Origin of the sequence: Kosakonia pseudosacchari (genome assembly GCF_015167415.1) — a bacterium.
GTDB classification, from domain to species: Bacteria; Pseudomonadota; Gammaproteobacteria; order Enterobacterales; family Enterobacteriaceae; genus Kosakonia; species Kosakonia pseudosacchari.
On record NZ_CP063425.1, the window covers coordinates 2253553 to 2271949 of the forward strand.

Annotated in this window: 20 protein-coding genes; 9 read left to right on the plus strand and 11 right to left on the minus strand. The window is 53.6% G+C overall.

Going from position 1 to position 18397, the window contains the following annotated elements; translation table 11 throughout:
- Position 1 precedes the first annotated feature (1 nt).
- The 4 genes from IP581_RS10590 to IP581_RS10605 all read right to left on the minus strand — a co-directional run bounded on the left by IP581_RS10590 (position 2) and on the right by IP581_RS10605 (position 4505).
- The gene (locus IP581_RS10590) at positions 2–619 is read right to left on the minus strand and encodes a DMSO/selenate family reductase complex B subunit (RefSeq protein ID WP_193822502.1); all 618 of its coding nucleotides are present in this window, start codon (positions 617–619) and stop codon (positions 2–4) included.
- Positions 620–629: 10 nt separating this feature from the next.
- Positions 630–3068 (minus strand): selenate/tellurate reductase subunit YnfE, encoded by a 2439-nt coding sequence (ynfE, locus tag IP581_RS10595; protein ID WP_193822503.1) that lies wholly within the window; start codon positions 3066–3068, stop codon positions 630–632.
- A 151-nt stretch (positions 3069–3219) separates the two neighbouring features.
- Positions 3220–3501 (minus strand): DUF1161 domain-containing protein, encoded by a 282-nt coding sequence (locus IP581_RS10600; protein ID WP_193822504.1) that lies wholly within the window; start codon positions 3499–3501, stop codon positions 3220–3222.
- An 86-nt stretch (positions 3502–3587) separates the two neighbouring features.
- Positions 3588–4505 (minus strand): LysR substrate-binding domain-containing protein, encoded by a 918-nt coding sequence (locus tag IP581_RS10605; protein WP_193822505.1) that lies wholly within the window; start codon positions 4503–4505, stop codon positions 3588–3590.
- 106 nt (positions 4506–4611) lie between these two features.
- Here IP581_RS10605 and IP581_RS10610 point away from each other — a divergent pair, with 106 nt between their 5' ends.
- Both IP581_RS10610 and IP581_RS10615 read left to right on the plus strand, forming a co-directional pair.
- Positions 4612–5250 carry a LysE family translocator gene (locus tag IP581_RS10610; protein WP_228007838.1) on the plus strand — a complete coding sequence of 213 codons (639 nt, stop codon included), beginning with the start codon at positions 4612–4614 and terminating at the stop codon, positions 5248–5250.
- 79 nt (positions 5251–5329) lie between these two features.
- Positions 5330–6040, plus strand: coding sequence for a YnfC family lipoprotein (locus IP581_RS10615; RefSeq protein ID WP_176519695.1), 711 nt, complete (start codon positions 5330–5332; stop codon positions 6038–6040).
- A gap of 19 nt (positions 6041–6059) precedes the next feature.
- On the opposite strand, the gene speG is transcribed toward IP581_RS10615, so the two are convergent.
- Positions 6060–6620, minus strand: a complete 561-nt coding sequence (gene speG, locus IP581_RS10620) for a spermidine N1-acetyltransferase (RefSeq protein ID WP_017456683.1) — start codon at positions 6618–6620, stop codon at positions 6060–6062.
- 52 nt (positions 6621–6672) lie between these two features.
- Positions 6673–7011 (minus strand): DUF1283 family protein, encoded by a 339-nt coding sequence (locus IP581_RS10625; RefSeq protein ID WP_016496191.1) that lies wholly within the window; start codon positions 7009–7011, stop codon positions 6673–6675.
- A 148-nt stretch (positions 7012–7159) separates the two neighbouring features.
- Between IP581_RS10625 and IP581_RS10630 the strand changes: the two genes are divergently transcribed.
- A complete protein-coding gene (locus tag IP581_RS10630; protein WP_086869938.1) occupies positions 7160–7486 on the plus strand; it encodes a YnfA family protein in 327 nt (108 codons plus the stop codon).
- 515 nt (positions 7487–8001) lie between these two features.
- On the plus strand, positions 8002–9465 hold the full coding sequence (locus tag IP581_RS10635) for a mannitol dehydrogenase family protein (RefSeq protein ID WP_193822506.1): 1464 nt from the start codon (positions 8002–8004) through the stop codon (positions 9463–9465).
- A 77-nt stretch (positions 9466–9542) separates the two neighbouring features.
- On the opposite strand, the gene ydfZ is transcribed toward IP581_RS10635, so the two are convergent.
- The 3 genes from ydfZ to ydfG all read right to left on the minus strand — a co-directional run bounded on the left by ydfZ (position 9543) and on the right by ydfG (position 11439).
- On the minus strand, positions 9543–9746 hold the full coding sequence (gene ydfZ, locus IP581_RS10640) for a putative selenium delivery protein YdfZ (RefSeq protein WP_086869225.1): 204 nt from the start codon (positions 9744–9746) through the stop codon (positions 9543–9545).
- Between the two features lie 167 nt (positions 9747–9913).
- On the minus strand, positions 9914–10600 hold the full coding sequence (locus IP581_RS10645; protein ID WP_086869223.1) for a GntR family transcriptional regulator: 687 nt from the start codon (positions 10598–10600) through the stop codon (positions 9914–9916).
- 89 nt (positions 10601–10689) lie between these two features.
- Complete coding sequence (ydfG, locus tag IP581_RS10650; protein WP_193822507.1) at positions 10690–11439, minus strand: bifunctional NADP-dependent 3-hydroxy acid dehydrogenase/3-hydroxypropionate dehydrogenase YdfG; 750 nt, start codon at positions 11437–11439, stop codon at positions 10690–10692.
- Positions 11440–11625: 186 nt separating this feature from the next.
- Between ydfG and dcp the strand changes: the two genes are divergently transcribed.
- The 3 genes from dcp (at position 11626) to IP581_RS10665 (ending at position 14811) form a co-directional block, all read left to right on the plus strand.
- Entirely contained in the window at positions 11626–13671 is a 2046-nt protein-coding gene (gene dcp, locus IP581_RS10655) for a peptidyl-dipeptidase Dcp (RefSeq protein WP_193822508.1), read from the plus strand.
- A 443-nt stretch (positions 13672–14114) separates the two neighbouring features.
- Positions 14115–14333, plus strand: coding sequence for a hypothetical protein (locus IP581_RS10660; protein ID WP_086869219.1), 219 nt, complete (start codon positions 14115–14117; stop codon positions 14331–14333).
- A 49-nt stretch (positions 14334–14382) separates the two neighbouring features.
- Entirely contained in the window at positions 14383–14811 is a 429-nt protein-coding gene (locus tag IP581_RS10665; protein WP_086869217.1) for a hypothetical protein, read from the plus strand.
- A gap of 593 nt (positions 14812–15404) precedes the next feature.
- Here the strand turns inward: IP581_RS10665 and mgtS are convergent.
- Together mgtS and ftrA are read right to left on the minus strand one after the other, a co-directional pair.
- Positions 15405–15497, minus strand: coding sequence for a protein MgtS (gene mgtS, locus IP581_RS10670; protein WP_086869216.1), 93 nt, complete (start codon positions 15495–15497; stop codon positions 15405–15407).
- A gap of 108 nt (positions 15498–15605) precedes the next feature.
- Positions 15606–16610, minus strand: a complete 1005-nt coding sequence (gene ftrA, locus IP581_RS10675) for a transcriptional regulator FtrA (RefSeq protein WP_097400893.1) — start codon at positions 16608–16610, stop codon at positions 15606–15608.
- A 67-nt stretch (positions 16611–16677) separates the two neighbouring features.
- Here ftrA and IP581_RS10680 point away from each other — a divergent pair, with 67 nt between their 5' ends.
- Both IP581_RS10680 and IP581_RS10685 read left to right on the plus strand, forming a co-directional pair.
- Complete coding sequence (locus tag IP581_RS10680; RefSeq protein ID WP_193822509.1) at positions 16678–17091, plus strand: rhodanese-like domain-containing protein; 414 nt, start codon at positions 16678–16680, stop codon at positions 17089–17091.
- Positions 17092–17269: 178 nt separating this feature from the next.
- Positions 17270–18373, plus strand: a complete 1104-nt coding sequence (locus IP581_RS10685) for a cobalamin-independent methionine synthase II family protein (RefSeq protein ID WP_193822510.1) — start codon at positions 17270–17272, stop codon at positions 18371–18373.
- The last annotated feature ends 24 nt before the right edge of the window (positions 18374–18397 follow it).

Below are 18397 nucleotides of genomic sequence, written 5' to 3' on the forward strand. Positions count from 1 at the left end.
CTCACACCTCCTGCGGGTTTGCCAGATAGCCGGTGGTATCACCTGTCGGGCGGCTGTTGGCGTTTGGTTTGATGACAATATTGGGCTTCGTGAAGTGCGATGCCGGAAGGGGGGCGATCGCGGCCAGTTCGCCATGCTGCTTACGCAGTTCCTCAATCGGGCCGAAATCGAGCGCGCGCAGCGGGCAGGATTCCACGCAGATGGGCTTTTTCCCCCCGGCGACGCGGTCATAACAGCCGTCGCATTTGGTCATATGACCTTTTGCCGCGTTGTATTGTGGCGCACCGTACGGGCAGGCCATATGGCAGTAGCGACAGCCGATACAGACATCTTCGTCCACCACCACAAACCCGTCTTCCCGCTTATGCATTGCACCGCTCGGGCAGACTTTGGTGCATGCCGGATCTTCACAATGGTTACAGGAAATCGACAGGTAATAGGCAAATACGTTTTGCTGCCAGATACCGTTATCTTCCTGCCAGTTACCGCCCGCGTATTCATACACGCGGCGAAAACTGACATCGGGGGTTAAGTTTTTATAATCTTTACAGGCCAGTTCGCAGGTTTTACAACCGGTGCACCGGGCAGAATCGATAAAAAATCCATACTGGGTTGTCATCGGCTACTCCTTAAACCTTTTGAATGTCGACCAGATTGGTGTGCTGTGGGTTGCCTTTCGCCAGCGGCGAAGGGCGGTGCGTGGTCAGCGTGTTCACGCAGCCACCATGGTCAACGCGATCGCCGTCCATACTGGCCTGATGCCAGGCGCCCTGGCCCATGGCGCTGACGCCCGGCATGATGCGCGGCGTCACTTTCGCGGCGATACGTACTTCTCCGCGTTCGTTGAAGACGCGCACCATGTCGCCCTGTTTGATCCCGCGCCGTTCGGCGTCGATCGGGTTGATCCACACTTCCTGGCGACACGCTTCCTGGAGCACATCAATGTTGCCGTAGCTGGAGTGCGTACGGGCTTTGTAGTGAAAACCGAATAATTGCAGCGGGAATTTTTCTCGTGCCGGATCGTCCCAGCCTTCTGCGGTTGCGGCGTAAACCGGCAACGGGCTAATCACCTCGTCTTTATCCAGTTCCCAACTGCTGGCAATTTCCGCCAGCTTGCTGGAGTAGATTTCAATTTTGCCGGAGGGGGTTTTCAGCGGGTTGGCGAGTGGGTCGTCGCGGAATTTTTTATAAGCCACGAAGTGGCCGTTCGGATCTTTGCGCTTATAAATACCCATCGCTTTCAGGGCTTCATAAGAGGGCAGTTGCGGATCTTTGGCGACCATTTTGGCGTACAGGTATTTCAGCCACTCTTCCTGCGTACGGCCTTCAGTAAATTTCTGGTAGATGTCCGGCCCCAGCCGGCGCGCGATTTCGCTGGTTATCCAGTAAATCGGTTTACGTTCGAACTTCGGCGCGGTGACGGGCTGGAGGAAAATCAGGTAGCCCATGTTCCCGGCATAATCATTGGGGATGATGTCTTCCTGCTCAACGGTCATCAGATCCGGCAGCAGAATATCGGCATACATGGCGGATGAGGTCATAAAGTTCTCGATGACCACAATCATTTCGCACTTGCTGTCATCCTGCAGAATATCGTGCGTGCGGTTGATATCGCCGTGCTGGTTGGTAATGGTGTTACCGGCGTAGTTCCAGATAAATTTAATCGGCACATCAAGCTTATCTTTTCCGCGCACACCGTCGCGTTTGGCGGTCATCTCCGGGCCGCGTTCGATGGCATCGGTCCAGGTAAAGCACGAAATCGACGTTTTCACCGGGTTTTCCGGCATCGGCATCCGTTCAATGGTGATGGTGTAGGTGGATTCGCGCGCGCCGCTGTTGCCGCCATTAATGCCGACGTTACCCGTGAGTATTGGCAACATGGCAATGGCGCGCGACGTCAGCTCGCCGTTGGCCTGGCGCTGTGGTCCCCAGCCCTGGCAGATATACGCGGGTTTGGCGCTGCCAATTTCCCGCGCCAGTTTGATGATTTTATCGGCGGGAATACCGGTGATGCGCGATGCCCACTGCGGTGTTTTGGCGATACCGTCTTCGCCCTGGCCGAGAATATAGGCTTTGTAATGGCTGTTGGCGGGCGCATCGGCAGGCAGCGTTTTTTCGTCGTAGCCGACGCAATATTTATCCAGAAACGCTTGATCGACGAGGTTTTCGTTAATCAGCACCCACGCCATGCCGGCAACCAGCGCGGCATCGGTGCCCGGACGAATTGGCACCCACTCATCCTCACGCCCGGCGGCCGTATCGGTATAACGCGGATCGATAACGATCATCCGTGCATTTGAGCGTTCACGCGCCTGCTCGAGGAAATAGGTAATGCCGCCGCCACTCATGCGGGTTTCCGCCGGGTTGTTGCCGAACATCACCACCAGTTTGGTGTTTTCGATATCCGAGGTGCTGTTACCCTCATTCGATCCGTAGGTGTAGGGCATCGCACAGGAGATTTGCGCGGTGCTGTAGGTGCCGTACTGGTTAAGAAACCCGCCATACATCGCCATCAGGCGGGCAATAATCGACGCCGAAGGGGAAGAGCGGGTAATGTTGCCGCCCACAATGCCGGAGGAGTAATTAATGTAAACCGCTTCGTTACCGTATTTTTGCACCACGCTTTTCAAGCTGTTGGCAATCGTATCCAGCGCTTCATCCCAAGTGATGCGTTCAAACTTGCCTTCGCCGCGTTTGCCGACGCGTTTCATGGGGTAATTCAGGCGATCCGGATGGTTAATGCGGCGGCGAATAGAACGCCCGCGCAGGCAGGCTCTCACCTGGTGATTTCCGTAGGTATCCTCGCCGGTATTATCGGTTTCGACCCAGTAGACTTCATCGTCCCGGACATGCAAACGCAGTGCGCAGCGGCTACCGCAGTTGACCGAGCAGGCTCCCCACACCACTTTGTCTGGCGCGGGTTGCATTGCCTGTTGCACGGCAGCGGCGGCAGAACGCAGGCCAAAGGGCAGGGAAAAACTGCCGGCGGCCAGCGCAAGCGATCCTAAAGCGGTGGATTTCACCAACGTTCGTCGGCTGATCCCTCCCGGGTGTTCAGTATCGGACATAGCTCACTCCATTATTATTTATAATAAAAAGAAATTACCTGGCGTATTAAAAGCAGGCTAATGAAGTGATCATGTTAATCATTAGGGAGTAGAAGAATCTTAAGCGTGATCAAGTTGAGGGAAATCCCCCTGAAATTAAGGGGGATTTTAGTTACTGCGTGCCGGCGCTTTCTTCGCTCTGCTGAGCAGCACCGCTGTTGCGGGTGTAGAGAATTTTATAGCTGTCATTGGCGCAATGACCGACGACCTGAGAACCCGCCTGGTCAGCCTGATCATTTGGCACGATAGTTAGCGTAAATCCCGTTTCCGGCACGCCATTATTGATAATACGTTGCTGAATATCGGTTTTTACCCGCTCGCAGGAATCCGGTGCGGCGAACGCAGGTACCGAACCCACCAGCAGTAATGCGCAAAGCCAACGTGAATAGTGCATCCTCGTCTCCTTCTGTTTTGCCCGCTGTAAGCTTAGCACCTGAGATGGCCGCAAAAGGTAAATATCTGAATCATCTGAATAAGCCGCTATCGCTGTTTTAATAATTCCACCTGTGGCGGGAAATCGACCGGTACGAGGCCGCAAAGGAATTCGCCAAGACGGTCGATATTCTTTTTGCGCGGCGAATCTTTTGGCCACACCAGCCAGTAACTGTCGCCAGTGCTTATTGCTTGCGGGAAGGGCAGCGTTAGCTGATGTTGCGCCAGCGCGGGCAGGCTAAGCAGCAGATCGCCGACCGCCACGCCATGACCACCGATTGCTGCCTGGTAGGCTTGTTCCAGGGTGTCAAAAACCGCGCCGCCGCCAAGGGCGAGCGCGGGAAATAAACCACTCCCGGCCTGCCAGCGCCGCCAGTCGCGGCGATCGCGCGACGGGTGAATTAAAGGACAACTGCTCAGATCACGTTGCGCCAGCGCTTTAAGCGCCGGGGCACAAAGCGGGATTAACCACTCATTAAATAAGCGCAGGCTTTGCGTGTACTCACCAAAATGGCCGTTGCCCAGCAGGATGGCGCAATCGAAGGGTTCTGCGCGGAAATCGACGGTGTCGATATCCATCCAGACACTACTGATCTCCACCTGCGGCGTGCTGTGCTGCTGGCGAAAGGCGGCTAACACCTCTAACAACCAGCGCATTGTCAGCGTTGACGGGGCTTTGAGCCGCAATTGATGCTGGTGGCTGCGCAGTGTCTGGCAGGCATTTTCCAGCTGCAAAAAACCATCCTGTAAACGAACAGCCAACTGGCTTCCTGCTTCAGTCAGCGTAATTTTCGGGCCATGGCGTTGAAACAAACGGCACCCAAACCACTCTTCAAGAGTGCGAATATGGCGGCTTACCGCACCAGGCGTGACGTTGAGAAAAAGGGCCGCCTGGCTAAAGGATGCCATTTGCGCGGCAACGGTAAATGCCCGTAATGCATACAGTGGCGGCAGGTTTTGGTTCATCCGTTCGTTATCCATTGTGAGTTTTTTGCATAGCGAAAGGCAGTTTAACTCGTTTTTCAGGCCCGCGCTTTCTGGCGATACTCCGTCATTAAATAAAAGGAGGGTGATGATGGGATCAATGAATGTGGTGCTGCTGGGAACTTACACCGGTGTGGTACTGACGTTGCTGGCAACGCCCGGGCCGGTGGTGGCGCTGGTGTGCGCGGCGGCAGCGCGGGGCAATCACGCGCGCGCGTTTTTAACACTGGCAGGCACGAATCTGGCATCACTGGTATTAATTGCGCTGGCGGGGTTAACGCTGGCGGGCGTTGTGACGATCTCGGCCTGGCTACTAAATCTGGTAGGGCTGGCGGGTTCGCTCTTTATTGCGATTAGCGCGGTACAGGCATTACGCGTCTTGCGGCAAGAAAAAAGCAACGAGATGTCCCGAAATGGCGGGCAAGGCGGGTTTGTTGCGGGCTTTATGACGGCTATCGCTAATCCCAAGGATATTCTGTTTTTTATCGCTTTTTTTCCACAGTTTACCGGCATTACCGGCGATTTCTCCGCCAGCATCATGTTGCTTACTGCCATCTGGGTGGTGCTGGATTGTAGTGTCTTAACGCTCTATATCCTGGCCGTCAAACGCTGGTTGCCGACAAGGCAAAGTGGTCGTTTCGCTGCCTTCTCATCGTTGATTTTATTGCTAACAGGCGTGAGCGGCGCAGGTTATTCGTTGTTGTTACTCCTCAGTCACCAGGCATAGCCACAAAGAAGTCATTGCCCTAAGTTATAAAGCTTTTGCTAATATAAGCGCATTACAAAAGAAGAATGTGGTGAACCCATTGAAAAAACAGCTGTTACTTATCTCTCTGGCGGTGGCGCTTGCCGGATGTGATAAGCCGAAGGGACCCGTTTCATTCACGCCGGAAATGGCTAGCTTCTCGAATGAATTCGATTTTGATCCGTTACGTGGCCCGGTTAAAGATTTCAGCCAGACGTTGCTTAACGATAAAGGTGAAGTCACCAAACGCGTTAGCGGAACGATGTCGAAAGAGGGATGTTTCGATACGCTTGAACTGCACGATCTGGAAAACAACAGTGGCGTGTCGCTGGTGCTGGATGCCAACTACTATGTCGAGGCGGAATCGAAGGAAAAACGTCTGCGTTTGCAGGGCAAATGCCAACTGGCAGAGTTCCCGGCAGCGGGCGTGACCTGGGATACCGACGATAATGGATTTGTGGTTCGCGCAACCGGCAAGGAGATAGAGGTCAAATACCGCTATGACGATGAAGGGTATCCGCTCGGGAAAACCACGACATCGAAAGATGCGAAGTTATCCGTCATATCTACGCCTTCGAAAGATAAGCGCAAAAAGCTTGATTACACTTCTGTCAGCACGCTGAATGATAAGCCGCTGGGCAATGTGAAACAGGCATGTGAATACGACAGCCATGATAACCCGGTGAGTTGCAGCCTGGAGATTGTGGATGAAAGTGTTACGCCACAGGTGACGCATAAATACAGCATCAAAAACACCATCGAGTATTATTGATGCCGCTGGCCACCGCGCTTTATTGCGCGGTGGGTTTCAGTAGCGTCGGGCCGCTTGTTTTGTGGTTTTCAAGGTACTGCTGCTGAAAAATACACATGCGAATGGTGTTGCGGTACTCACCGTTAATAAAGAACTCATGGATTAATTCACCTTCGACCATAAACCCCAGCTTGCGGTAAATGTGAATCGCTTTTTCATTCTCTTTATCAACAATCAGATACAGCTTGTACAGGTTCAGCACTGTAAAGCCGTAATCCATCGCCAGCTTCGCGGCTTTTGATGCCAGCCCTTTGCCCTGATATTCCGGGGAGATGATTATCTGAAACTCTGCGCGGCGGTGAACGTGGTTGATTTCGACCAGCTCGACTAATCCGGCTTTTTCGCCATCGCATTCGACGACGAAACGGCGTTCGCTTTGATCGTGAATATGCTTGTCATACAGGTCAGAAAGTTCAACGAAGGCTTCGTAGGGTTCTTCAAACCAGTAACGCATGACGCTGGCGTTATTATCCAGTTGGTGAACGAAGCGCAAATCCTCTCGTTCGAGCGGTCGCAGGCGGACGGTGTAAGCGTCACTCATGAAAAGTCCTTTTACTTAAGCGGAAATCGGGCGCACAAGCGCCCGAGGGCGGTTAGCGAATTTGCTGTCCGGTGCGGCGATCCAGGCAACGCAGGGTGTTGGGTTCCCAGTAGGCGTTGAGATTGCTGCTTTTCTGGCATTTGTCCTGCGCATCAAACGCGACATCGGTTTTATCCCACTCTTTTTCCACGCGCTTGTTCACTTTGTTGCGCAGGCTGCGAGTGTCATTCCATTGCTCTTTTTCCATCGCTGCCGATTGGCGGCTTTGCGCGTTATCGCCGGATTCAATCACCAGACGGTTGGTTTCGGCCAGTGCGGAGGTGGTGTACACGATGGCACCCAGCGTCAGCATTGCGGTGAGGCACAGGCGTTTGCTAAGTGTTTTAGTCATTGCGATTTCCTTAATTTGAGGGAGAAACAAGATGCCCGTATCACTCTATTCTATGCGATCTCAGCCACACGGGATAGCCAGCCGGGGCTCACTCTCAGAGCATTATCCGGTATGATAGTTCAACCAAGTTTGAATCAACGTGCCGCTGATGCTGAAAACAACACTCCTGTTCTTTGCCACCGCGCTGTGTGAAATCGTCGGTTGTTTTTTACCCTGGCTGTGGCTAAAACGCGGCGCTACACCACTGTTGCTTATTCCCGCTGCGCTTGCGCTGGCAATGTTCGTGTGGCTGCTAACGCTGCACCCGGCGGCCAGCGGGCGCGTTTACGCGGCTTACGGTGGCGTATATGTGTGCACCGCATTGATTTGGCTACGTGTGGTCGATGGCGTAAAACTCAGCGTTTACGACTGGCTCGGGGCGCTCATCGCTCTGTGCGGGATGTTGATCATTGTTGCTGGCTGGGGACGCGCGTAGTGTGCGTCGTTTTCGGCACAAAGTGTGACTGATTCACTGTTCTTAGCCGTTTTTGTTTCTGGCGATGATTTCCGGTTTGATCAATATCGCGCTCGCGAAACTGCCTCAGGCGCATGGCGCTTCTGAAGAACGTGGGGGGCGGTGGCAAGTTTTGACCCGGCGGGAATTTCTCCAATATCGTCGATTCAGTAGGTCTTTTAAGATGATGCCCGCTGCCTGCTAACGGATTAATATTTCCTCTTTGCACATTAATACGCATTACTTGCATGCGCGTTGGTATCACTTTTTAAACATTTCCCCAACGTTGCCGCGCAGCCTGCGCCATCACGTCAACTCATCCCATTCACGCTGAATGCACTCTTTGTCTAACCGCAAAGTTAAGTATGTCGATTTTGACACATTTAGTTACCATTCTAGTTAGTGTAGTCCGCAAATCCTGTCGCAAATCATAGTCTGGTTTACCGCAGTCCGTAATCTATTGAACCACTGTTTCACTTAATAAGATGAGTCTCACCATGGAAAACAGGCTGTTAACGGCGAAAGCCACGTTACCCACTTATGACCGTAACAAACTGGTTGCGCGCATTGTGCATCTCGGTTTTGGCGCGTTTCATCGCGCGCATCAGTCAGTTTATGCCGATATTCTTGCCGCAGAGCATGGCAGTGACTGGGGCTATTGCGAGGTCAATTTGATTGGCGGTGAGCAGCAAATTGCCGATCTCAAGTTGCAGGATAATCTCTATACCGTGGCGGAAATGTCAGCCGACGCGTGGACTGCGCGTGTGGTTGGCGTCGCGAAACGCGCACTGCACGCACAGGTGGATGGTCTGGAAACCGTACTCGCCGCTATGTGCGAACCGCAGGTTGCCATTGTTTCACTGACCATCACCGAGAAAGGCTATTGCCACTCTCCGGCAACCGGCAAACTGATGCTCGATCACCCATTAATTGTTGGCGACCTGCAAAATCCCCATCAGCCGAAATCAGCGGCAGGTGTGATTGTCGAAGCGTTAGCGCGCCGTAAAGCCGCCGGATTACCGGCGTTCAGTGTGATGTCCTGCGACAACATGCCGGAAAATGGCCATGTCACCCGCAATGTGGTCTGCGCTTACGCGCGGGCGGTAAGCGCAGAATTGGGTGACTGGATTGAAGCCAATGTGACGTTCCCGTCAACCATGGTAGACAGAATTGTTCCGGCGGTGACCGCCGAAACGCTGGATAAAATCGAGCAACTGACCGGTGTGCGCGACCCTGCGAGTGTGGCCTGTGAGCCGTTCCGCCAGTGGGTGATTGAAGACAATTTTGTGGCGGGTCGTCCGGCGTGGGAAAAAGCTGGCGCCGAGCTGGTAGCTGATGTTGTGCCGTTTGAAGAGATGAAACTGCGCATGTTGAACGGCAGCCACTCCTTCCTGGCGTATCTGGGTTATCTGGCGGGTTATCAGCATATTAATGAGTGCATGGAAGACGAGAATTACCGTCGTGCCGCGCACGCGTTGATGCTGAAAGAGCAGGCGCCAACGCTGAAAGTGCAGGGCGTGGATCTGGCGCATTACGCCAATCTGCTGATTGCGCGTTACAGCAATACCGCGTTGCGTCACCGCACCTGGCAGATCGCGATGGACGGTAGTCAGAAGCTGCCACAACGTATGCTGGATTCCGTGCGCTGGCATTTAGTGCATCAAAGCGATTTCTCCCTGCTGGCGCTGGGCATTGCCGGCTGGATGCGCTATGTCGGCGGCGTCGACGAGCAGGGACAAGCGATCGAAGTGTGCGATCCGTTGCTGGTAGTGATTCAGAACGCGGTTAACAGCAGCGCGCAAGGTGAAGCCCGTGTGCAGGCATTGCTTGGAATTGAGGCGATTTTTGGCAATGAATTGCCGGAAGATGCGACCTTTGTGGCTCAGGTGAAAAAAGCCTATCTGACGTTGCTGGAGAAAGGCGCGAAAGCCACGGTGGCGCAGTACGCCGCAGCACGTTAACTACAAATCTTAAACGTAATAGAAACAGTGAATGCCGCCACGGCGGCATTCTTTTTCACCACACTCTTTCTAACCGCTTAGTGCAAACCAAGACGAATCAGTTCAACCGGTTCGAATTTACCTTCACAGCCTTCCACTTCCACCGTTTTGCTGCGGCGCAGCTGTGCGGGGGTTAACCCCTCGGCGTGAATGGCGACGATTTTGCCGGTGCGGCCAGTGCCATTAATCATCACGCGCGTGCCGGTGGTGATAGCGTTACGGTTACGATCATACGTCATCATGGTGGTTTCTCCTTATTGAAATCCGCAAAACGAAACGGGGCAGAAGATGTCCCCGAAATGGACGCCTTATAAATACGCCCCTGAGCTCATGAGTTTTTGTTTTTGATCAAAGTCACACTTTTTTGCGTGAAAAAAATGTGACCCGGCGGAGATAAGAAGGGGGAAGATTACTCTTCGCTGAACCAGTCGCGGTTTTCCTGGCGAATAGTTTTTACTGACTCGCTGATTTCCTGCAAATGCAGCGTCATGGCGCGATCAACGGCGTCAGCATCGCGTTTTTCCAGCGCCGCGAAAATATCCATATGCTGGCGCAACAGCATCTCCGGCGGCGAAACATGATCAAGGCTCATATAGCGCACCCGGTCGATGGTCGCTTTAATATTTTCGATAGTGTCCCACGCTAACTGGCAGTCGGCGATGAGCGCCAGCTTCTGGTGGAAATTATCGTCCAGCTCGAAAAAGTCATTCAGTTGCTTACGTTCAATCGCGGTGCGTTGTTGATTAAGGTTTTGCTCCAGCTGGTAACAGGCGCTGTCATCAATCATCGTCGCGGCGCGGCGGGCGACGGCGCACTCAATAGCCTGGCGAACAAAACAGCCGTTACGCACCTGCGTCATGGAGATTTTATTGACGTAGCTGCCGCGCTGCGGGCGGATTTGGATCAGGCCGTTTTCCGCGAGTTTAATAAAGGCTTCGCGTACTGGCTGGCGTGACACGTCAAAACGCACCGACACCTCTTTTTCCGACAACGGCGTGCCCGGTGGGATCAGGCAATGGACGATGTCCCGCCGTAAAATGCGGTAAATTTGTTGATTGACGGGCTGTGTAGGGTTGAGTTGCGTTTCAGCGGCCATTCGCTCTTACTTTTTAAGGGGTTAACCTGTCTACCATACCATTAATTTAACGGACATCCCATACCCGGCCCGCAGGCCGGGCGCGGAAATTACCCTTCGCGGTGTACGCTAAGACCCGCATATGTCTGGCTGACGGGCATCATTTCGAGGGTATTGATATTGACATGCTTCGGCAACGTGGCGACCCACCAAACCGCTTCGGTAACGTCTTCCGGCGTCAGCGCAGTGGTGTTCTCGTAAGTTTTCCCGGCTTTCGCGTCATCGCCTTTAAAGCGCACATTCGAAAATTCGGTGCCGCCCACCAGGCCCGGCTCAATATTGGTCACGCGCACGCCGGTACCGCTGAGATCGGTACGTAAGTTCAGGCTAAATTGCCGCACAAAGGCTTTGCTCGCACCATAAACGTTGCCGCCTGCATAGGGCCAGCTACCGGCGGTGGAACCGATATTAATCACATGCCCGCGATTACGCTCAACCATGCCCGGCAGCACTGCGCGCGTCATATACACCAGACCTTTATTGTTGGTGTCGATCATGGTTTCCCAGTCGTCGACATTTGCTTTATGTGCCGGCTCCAGGCCCAATGCCAGACCCGCATTGTTAACCAGCACATCAATCTCGCGCCACGCGGCAGGCAGCGCAGAGATAAACTCTTCAATCGCCGCGCGGTTACGCACGTCCAGTTGCGCGGTATAAAGATTGTCGCCCAGTTCGTCCTTCAGTTCCTGCAAACGTTCCTGACGGCGGCCTGTGGCAATCACTTTATGGCCGTTCTGAATAAAACGGCGTGTGATACCTTCGCCAAAACCCGCTGTAGCCCCGGTAACCAGAATAATCATCTCACTGTTCCTCAACGCTTTTTGTGGTGTCGCGACATAGCATGCACCGCTTTATAGCGGTAACACAACTTATCCCGCATACAGTGTGGCAAAAAACGCCGGCTCATGCGCGAAAGCAGAGAAATGATTGCGATGCGCGCGGCGCATGCCTACTCTGATCTGAACCATCGCATTCAGGAGCGAAATATGTCGGTCACTAATCCTTTCTTTTCTGCCAGCACACTGCCTTACCAGGCGCCGCCTTTTGATGCCATTAATCAGGAGCATTACCGTCCGGCGTTTGATGAAGGAGTACGGCAAAAACGCGCTGAAATTGCCGCTATCACACAGAATCCCGCGCCAGCGGATTTTGACAATACTTTTTTGGCCCTGGAGCGCAGCGGCGCGCTACTGACGTATGTCACCAGCGTCTTTTTCGCCATGACATCGGCCCATACCAATGACTTTTTACAACAGCTGGATGAGGCGTTTTCTGCCGAGCTTGCTGAGCTGGCGAACGATATTTATCTCGACGATGCCCTGTTTGCCCGCGTGGAAGCGGTATGGAAACAGCGCGAGGCGCTCTCTCTGGACGCCGAATCCTTGCGTCTGGTGGAAACCACCTATCAGCGCTTTATGCTGGCGGGCGCAACACTGAGTGCGCAGGACAAAGCGACGCTGAAAGCGCTGAACACCGAATCAGCCACCCTGACGAGCCAGTTTAACCAGCGTCTGCTGGCGGCGGATAAAGCCGGTGGGCTGGTGGTGGATTATGCCCATCAGCTTGATGGTTTGAGTGCAGAAGAGATAGCGATTGCCGCCGAGGCAGCAAAAGCCAAAGGGCTGGAAAACCGCTGGTTGTTGTCGTTGTTGAATACCACGCAACAACCAGCACTGGCGGCTTTACGCGATCGCCAGACGCGTGAAAATCTGTTTAACGCGGGCTGGTTGCGCACGCAAAAAGGGGATGCCAACGACACCCGCGCAATTGTGTTACGCCTCGTGCAGTTACGCGCTAAGCAAGCGAAACTCCTCGGCTTTGCCGATTTCGCCAGCTGGAAGATTGCCGATCAGATGGCGGCAACGCCACAGGCGGCGCTGGATTTCATGCGCCATATTGCGCCTGCCGCACGTTCCCGTGCCGAGCGAGAACTGGCCGATATCCAGCAGGTCATCGATACGCAGCAGGGCGGTTTTACCGCGCAAGCCTGGGATTGGGCGTTTTATGCCGAGCAGGTACGTCTGGCGAAATATTCACTGGATGAATCACAAATCAAACCGTACTTTGCGCTCAATACCGTGCTTACCGAGGGGGTTTTCTGGGCCGCGAGCGAGCTGTTTGGCCTTCGCTTTACTGAACGCTTTGATATTCCTGTCTATCATCCGGATGTTCGCGTATGGGAAATTTTCGATGCTGATGGTGCCGGATTAGCGCTGTTCTATGGTGATTTTTTTGCCCGCGACTCAAAAAGCGGTGGCGCGTGGATGGGCAATTTCGTCGAGCAGTCAACACTCAACGGCACACAACCGGTGATTTACAACGTCTGCAATTACCAGAAACCCGCAGCCGGACAGACGGCGTTACTTTCGTGGGATGACGTCATCACGCTGTTCCATGAATTTGGCCACACTCTGCATGGGCTGTTCGCCAGCCAGCGCTACGCCAGCCTCTCCGGCACCAATACGCCGCGTGATTTTGTCGAGTTCCCGTCGCAAATCAATGAGCACTGGGCCAGCCAGCCGCAGGTGTTTACGCGCTATGCCCGCCATTACCAAAGCGGCGAGCCGATGCCGGAGGCACTGCGCGAAAAAATGTTACGCGCCACGCAGTTTAATAAAGGTTATGACATGACCGAGCTGTTGAGCGCCGCGCTGCTGGATATGAACTGGCATGGCCTGGCGGACGGCGAGAACGTAAGCGATGTGGAGAGCTTCGAGGCGCAAGCGTTGCGCAAAGAGCATCTTGACCTGGCGGCGGTTCCGCCACGTTATCGCAGCAGTTATTTTGCCCATATTTTCGGCGGCGGTTATGCGGCCGGCTATTACGCTTATCTGTGGACACAAATGCTGGCGGACGATGGTTACCAGTGGTTTGTGGAGCAGGGCGGGTTAACGCGAGAAAACGGGCAGAAATTCCGCGAGGCGATTTTATCCCGTGGCAACAGTGAAGATCTGGCCGCGCTTTACCGCCAGTGGCGTGGTCACGATCCTGCGATCGAACCGATGCTGAAACATCGGGGATTGAGCGAATAGCGCGAGAAAATTGCTTTAAAAACTTACATAACCCGCCAGAGCATTGACCTGAATATGCCCGGCAAATAACGTGGACGTGGTGATGAATCCCCCTGCGCGGAGGGGCTACCAGTCATACCTTTTTGGGGTGAAAGCGAGTTCTGCGGGCTGGAGCAGACTCACCGGGAGGCACCCGGCATCACCGAAATCTGTATCGCCAGAGGCTTTTTTTCTTAAAGGCCTCTGGCGTTTTTCTTAAATCACCGCGCTTCAAATCCCTGTTTTTACCCATTTCATTTATTAAATTGCGGGCTGGTTCACACTTCCTGGCGTAGCGTTATCCCTTTCATTAAGCCAAATTAAAGAACCTGATTTTACGGCTTAACATTCTGTGGCATTACACAGGCATTGAGAAAGTGGCTGTGCTAATGTCGAGTGCTATTTAAGCAACTGAGGTAACCGACATGACCAAAAATGTAGTGGTAATACGCGCCGGTGGTAAGGTTGAAAACGTGACCGTGGAAGATAATGCAAAATCGGTCACGTTTAAAAATGAGCAAAGCTCTTTTCTGGAAATCCCAATTGAATCCTGGGAACTTGACGGAGAAACCTTCCTCGTTGCCCGATTTTCTGACCTGGTCAGCCAGCAGGAAACTGAACAAGCCATCCGGAAATTTTACTGATCAACAACCGCCTGCGGGCGGTTTTTTCATGTGGTACGCGGAGGTATAAATGGCAAATGAACGTGAAGTCTCAGAAACGGCCGCTCCCACGGTGAGCACCCAGGATAGCGCCTTATCGCATCTGGTTTCCTGTGCCAACCTCGGTGCGGGTATGGTAGTGACGCTGGTTGTCGGCGGCCAGGTCGTGGCGGGTGAACTCGTCTCCGGGCAAGAATATGCGCTATATACCGCGAAATCTATTCGATCTATTCAGGGGGATGACGCGTCGCTGAAAAATTCCATCGCGCTTTTCTTTGATGAGCTGGCTAATGATTATCGCGTGGAAGAGGGGCACGATATTCCGCTTAATTATTTGCATATTAAAGATCCGTCGTGGATGACGGGAAATGGCGGCTGGACGAGCGTAAAAGGAACAATATTGCGCGTGCATATTGCGAAAGTGAGCGGCTTTTCTTTAGGGAAAGCGAAAAACGCCTGAATAAAGGAAATTAAAAGGGCCTCCTGTGAGGCCCTTCCTATAACACTTGCTTTGGCCACCGTCTTCTTCGGAGTGCGGGTATACAGGATTTTGCTGTAAGTCTTGCGCCACAAACCGAGCAAATGGCCCCATGAGGCATACGTTGGCCCGGGCAGAATGTAGTAAATAAAAACTTCTGGCTGCTGCAAACCGGGCATTTAAATTTGATATTGGGGATAACCCCTCCGGCCTGTGAAATGGAGATCTGACGTTATCACAAACTTTATACGCCGAAAGATATATCTTCTGTAATTTCAAGGGCAAAAGAGAACTCTCGACAGAAAAACGTTTCGATGAAACCCGTTTCAGCCGCGACTCGATCGGGCCGCGTGTTCCGCTTGTTTAGCTTTTATTGAGGAAAGCAATGCTAGATTGGTTGGCAGTCCGTTAACCGGCAGTTTGAGTTAGCGCGTAGAACAAGATCAATCTATCCATGCAAGCATTGGCCGCCTTTAAAGGGCGGTTTTTTTTGCCTGTCGTGCGGGACGTACAAAAAAATGGCCCCTTACGTTTTTTCGCAAGGGGCCATATCGGCGGGGGATTATCAGCGTTCATCAGTCATCCCATTTGTGGCTGAAATAAGCAGCAAGGAACCCGGAAAAAACAATCACGCCCAGTACTGCGATAAAAACATGCATATTTGCCATGGTGTCAATTCTCCATTAATTAACCAACGTGCCTCTCTTACCTTAATTGGTTGCCGCGATGGAGAAAGAGTAGCCAGGTAAACCTCAATAAAAGATGAATAGCGTGAATTATTTCGTCGCAGCGGTAAATTTTTTGCGGAATGCCGCCGGAGATATTCCACGCTGCTGCTGAAAATGGTGGCGCAGTGAAGCCGCCGTCGCGAATCCGCTGTGCCCGGCAATCAGCTCAATGCTCATTCGTGAATGAATCAGTAAATCTTCAGCCCGGCGTAATCGTTCCTGCAAAATCCAGCGTGCGGGGGTGGTTCCGGTCGATTCTTCGAAACGGCGCAAAAACGTACGCGGGCTCATACCCGTTTGTTTCGCCAGCGAGGCTACTGTGTGGCTGCCTGCTAAGTGTTGATGAAGGTAATCGAATAACTGTCCTAACTGGCGACTTTCACGCGTGCGCGCTACCGGGCGTTGAAGCTGCTGGGTTTGTGAACCATCCCGGTGCGGCTGCACCACCAGCCGCCGGGCGACATTATTCGCGACGTCAATACCAAAATCTTCGCGCACGACGTGCAGGCACAAATCGATCCCCGCCGCGCTGCCCGCCGAGGTCATCACGTTTCCTTCATCGTAATAGAGGGCGTCATCCAGCACGATAATCGCCGGATAGGCTTCACGCAGCATATCTGTATAGCGCCAGTGCGTGGTGGCTTTACGGCCATTAAGCAACCCGGCTGCCGCCAGGACAAATACCCCCGAACAAATAGAAATGACGCGGCAGCCGCGTTGCCAGGCTTGATACAGCGCGCTGCATAATGCGGCCGGTACGGGAGTCTGCGCGCCGCGCCAGCCAGGAACCACAATGGTGTCCGCGTTTTCGAGTAGCGCCAGCCCGCCTTCCGCCATCACGCGAATACCGCCCGTGGCCCGTAACTCCCCCTCATCCACGGCGGCAACGGTAAAGGTGTACCAGTTATCGCCAAGCTCCGGGCGCGGCAAACCGAAAATTTCCGTGGCGACGCCAAATTCAAAGGTGCACAGCCCATCATAGGCAAGCGCGACCACACGGTGGCGGGCAGGGGCGTGTCGTGAAGTTGTCATTATCCTGGTGTTATCTGGCATAGAAGGGGGCAGTGAGGTTGTCCGGTGTTAGTTAGAGTAGTGTTAACACAAACAAGGAGAAAAGACGATGAGCTATGTAACCGATATCCCCGCCGCATCGCCGGAAGAGGCCGCGAGCCATTTCCAGCACCGTCTGAGCGTCGAAACCGACTGCGCCGATGTCCATCACGCGCTCACCAATGATGATCAGGATTTTGTCCTGTTGCATGTGGTGGGCAGCCCGGAGACTTTTGCCCGCCGTCACCTGCCGGGAGCATTGCATTTGCCGCATAGCATGATGACCGCTGAATACATGGCCCGCTGGCCGGCGGATACGCTGTTTGTCGTCTATTGCGCCGGGCCACACTGCAATGGTGCCGATCGCGCCGCGCTGAAGCTGGCGCGCCTGGGGCTGGCGGTGAAAATCATGATTGGCGGCATCACCGGCTGGGAAGATGAAGGATATACCTTCGCCAGCAACACCACTGAAACGCCTCACTAAGTATCCTGTCTCCTCCACGGCGCATGTTGAAATTTCTTCATGTGCCGTGAAATTTTCTCGGTTGCCGCTTTTCCTGTGCTGTGACATTTTGTTTGGACATTTAGACATCCAGAAGTCTAAAGTTCAAATAATGAATTTTCACGTCGGGAAATCATTCCCCGGCGCAGAGGAGAGTAATATGCAGCGACATCAGGCCCCATTCCGTGCAGACGTAGTTGGCAGTTTCTTGCGCCCGGACACCATCAAGCAGGCACGTTTGCAGTTTGCGCAGGGTGAAATCAGCGCTCAGCAGTTGCGCAGTGTGGAAGATGACGCGATTCGCCAGGTGGTCAAGCAGCAATGTGCCTGCGGTCTGCATGTCGTTACCGATGGCGAGTTTCGCCGCGCATGGTGGCATTTTGACTTCTTCGACGGTCTCGACGGTGTGGAGCGCTACGATTCTGATAAAGGCATTCAGTTTAACGGTGTGCAAACCAAAGCTCATGGTGTGCGCGTCACCGGTAAATTAGGCTTTGGCGATCACCCGATGCTGGAAGATTTCCGCTATCTGAAAAGCATCAGCGGCAATGCGCAGCCGAAGATGACTATTCCCAGCCCAAGCGTGCTGCACTTTCGCGGTGGGCGCAAAGACATTGATGCGACGGTTTATCCGCAGCTTGACGCCTATTTTGACGATCTGGCGACCACCTGGCGCGATGCGATCCATGCGTTCTACGACGCAGGCTGCCGCTATCTGCAACTGGATGATACGGTTTGGGCCTATCTCTGCTCTGACGACCAGCGCCGACAGATCCGCGAACGTGGCGACGATCCCGATGAACTGGCGCGCATTTATGCCCGCGTGATTAATAAGGCGCTGGAAGGTAAACCGGACGATTTAACCGTTGGTCTGCATGTCTGCCGCGGAAATTTCCGCTCCACCTGGATCGCCGAAGGCGGTTACGAACCGGTGGCAGAAGTGCTGTTCGGTAGCGTGAATGTTGACGCGTTCTTCCTTGAATATGACAACGATCGTTCCGGCGATTTCGCTCCGCTGCGTTTTGTCCGTCCGGGCAAACAGCAGGTGGTGCTGGGGCTTATCACAACTAAAAATGGCGAGCTGGAAAACCCGGAAGGGGTAAAAGCGCGTATTCAGGAAGCGGCAAAGTTTGTCGATATCAACCAGATTTGCCTCAGCCCGCAGTGCGGTTTTGCTTCCACCGAAGAGGGCAACACGCTCACGTCGGACCAGCAGTGGGACAAAGTGCGGCTGGTAACGAAAATCGCCGACCAGGTATGGTAAAGAAAAAACGGCGCCTGGTGCGCC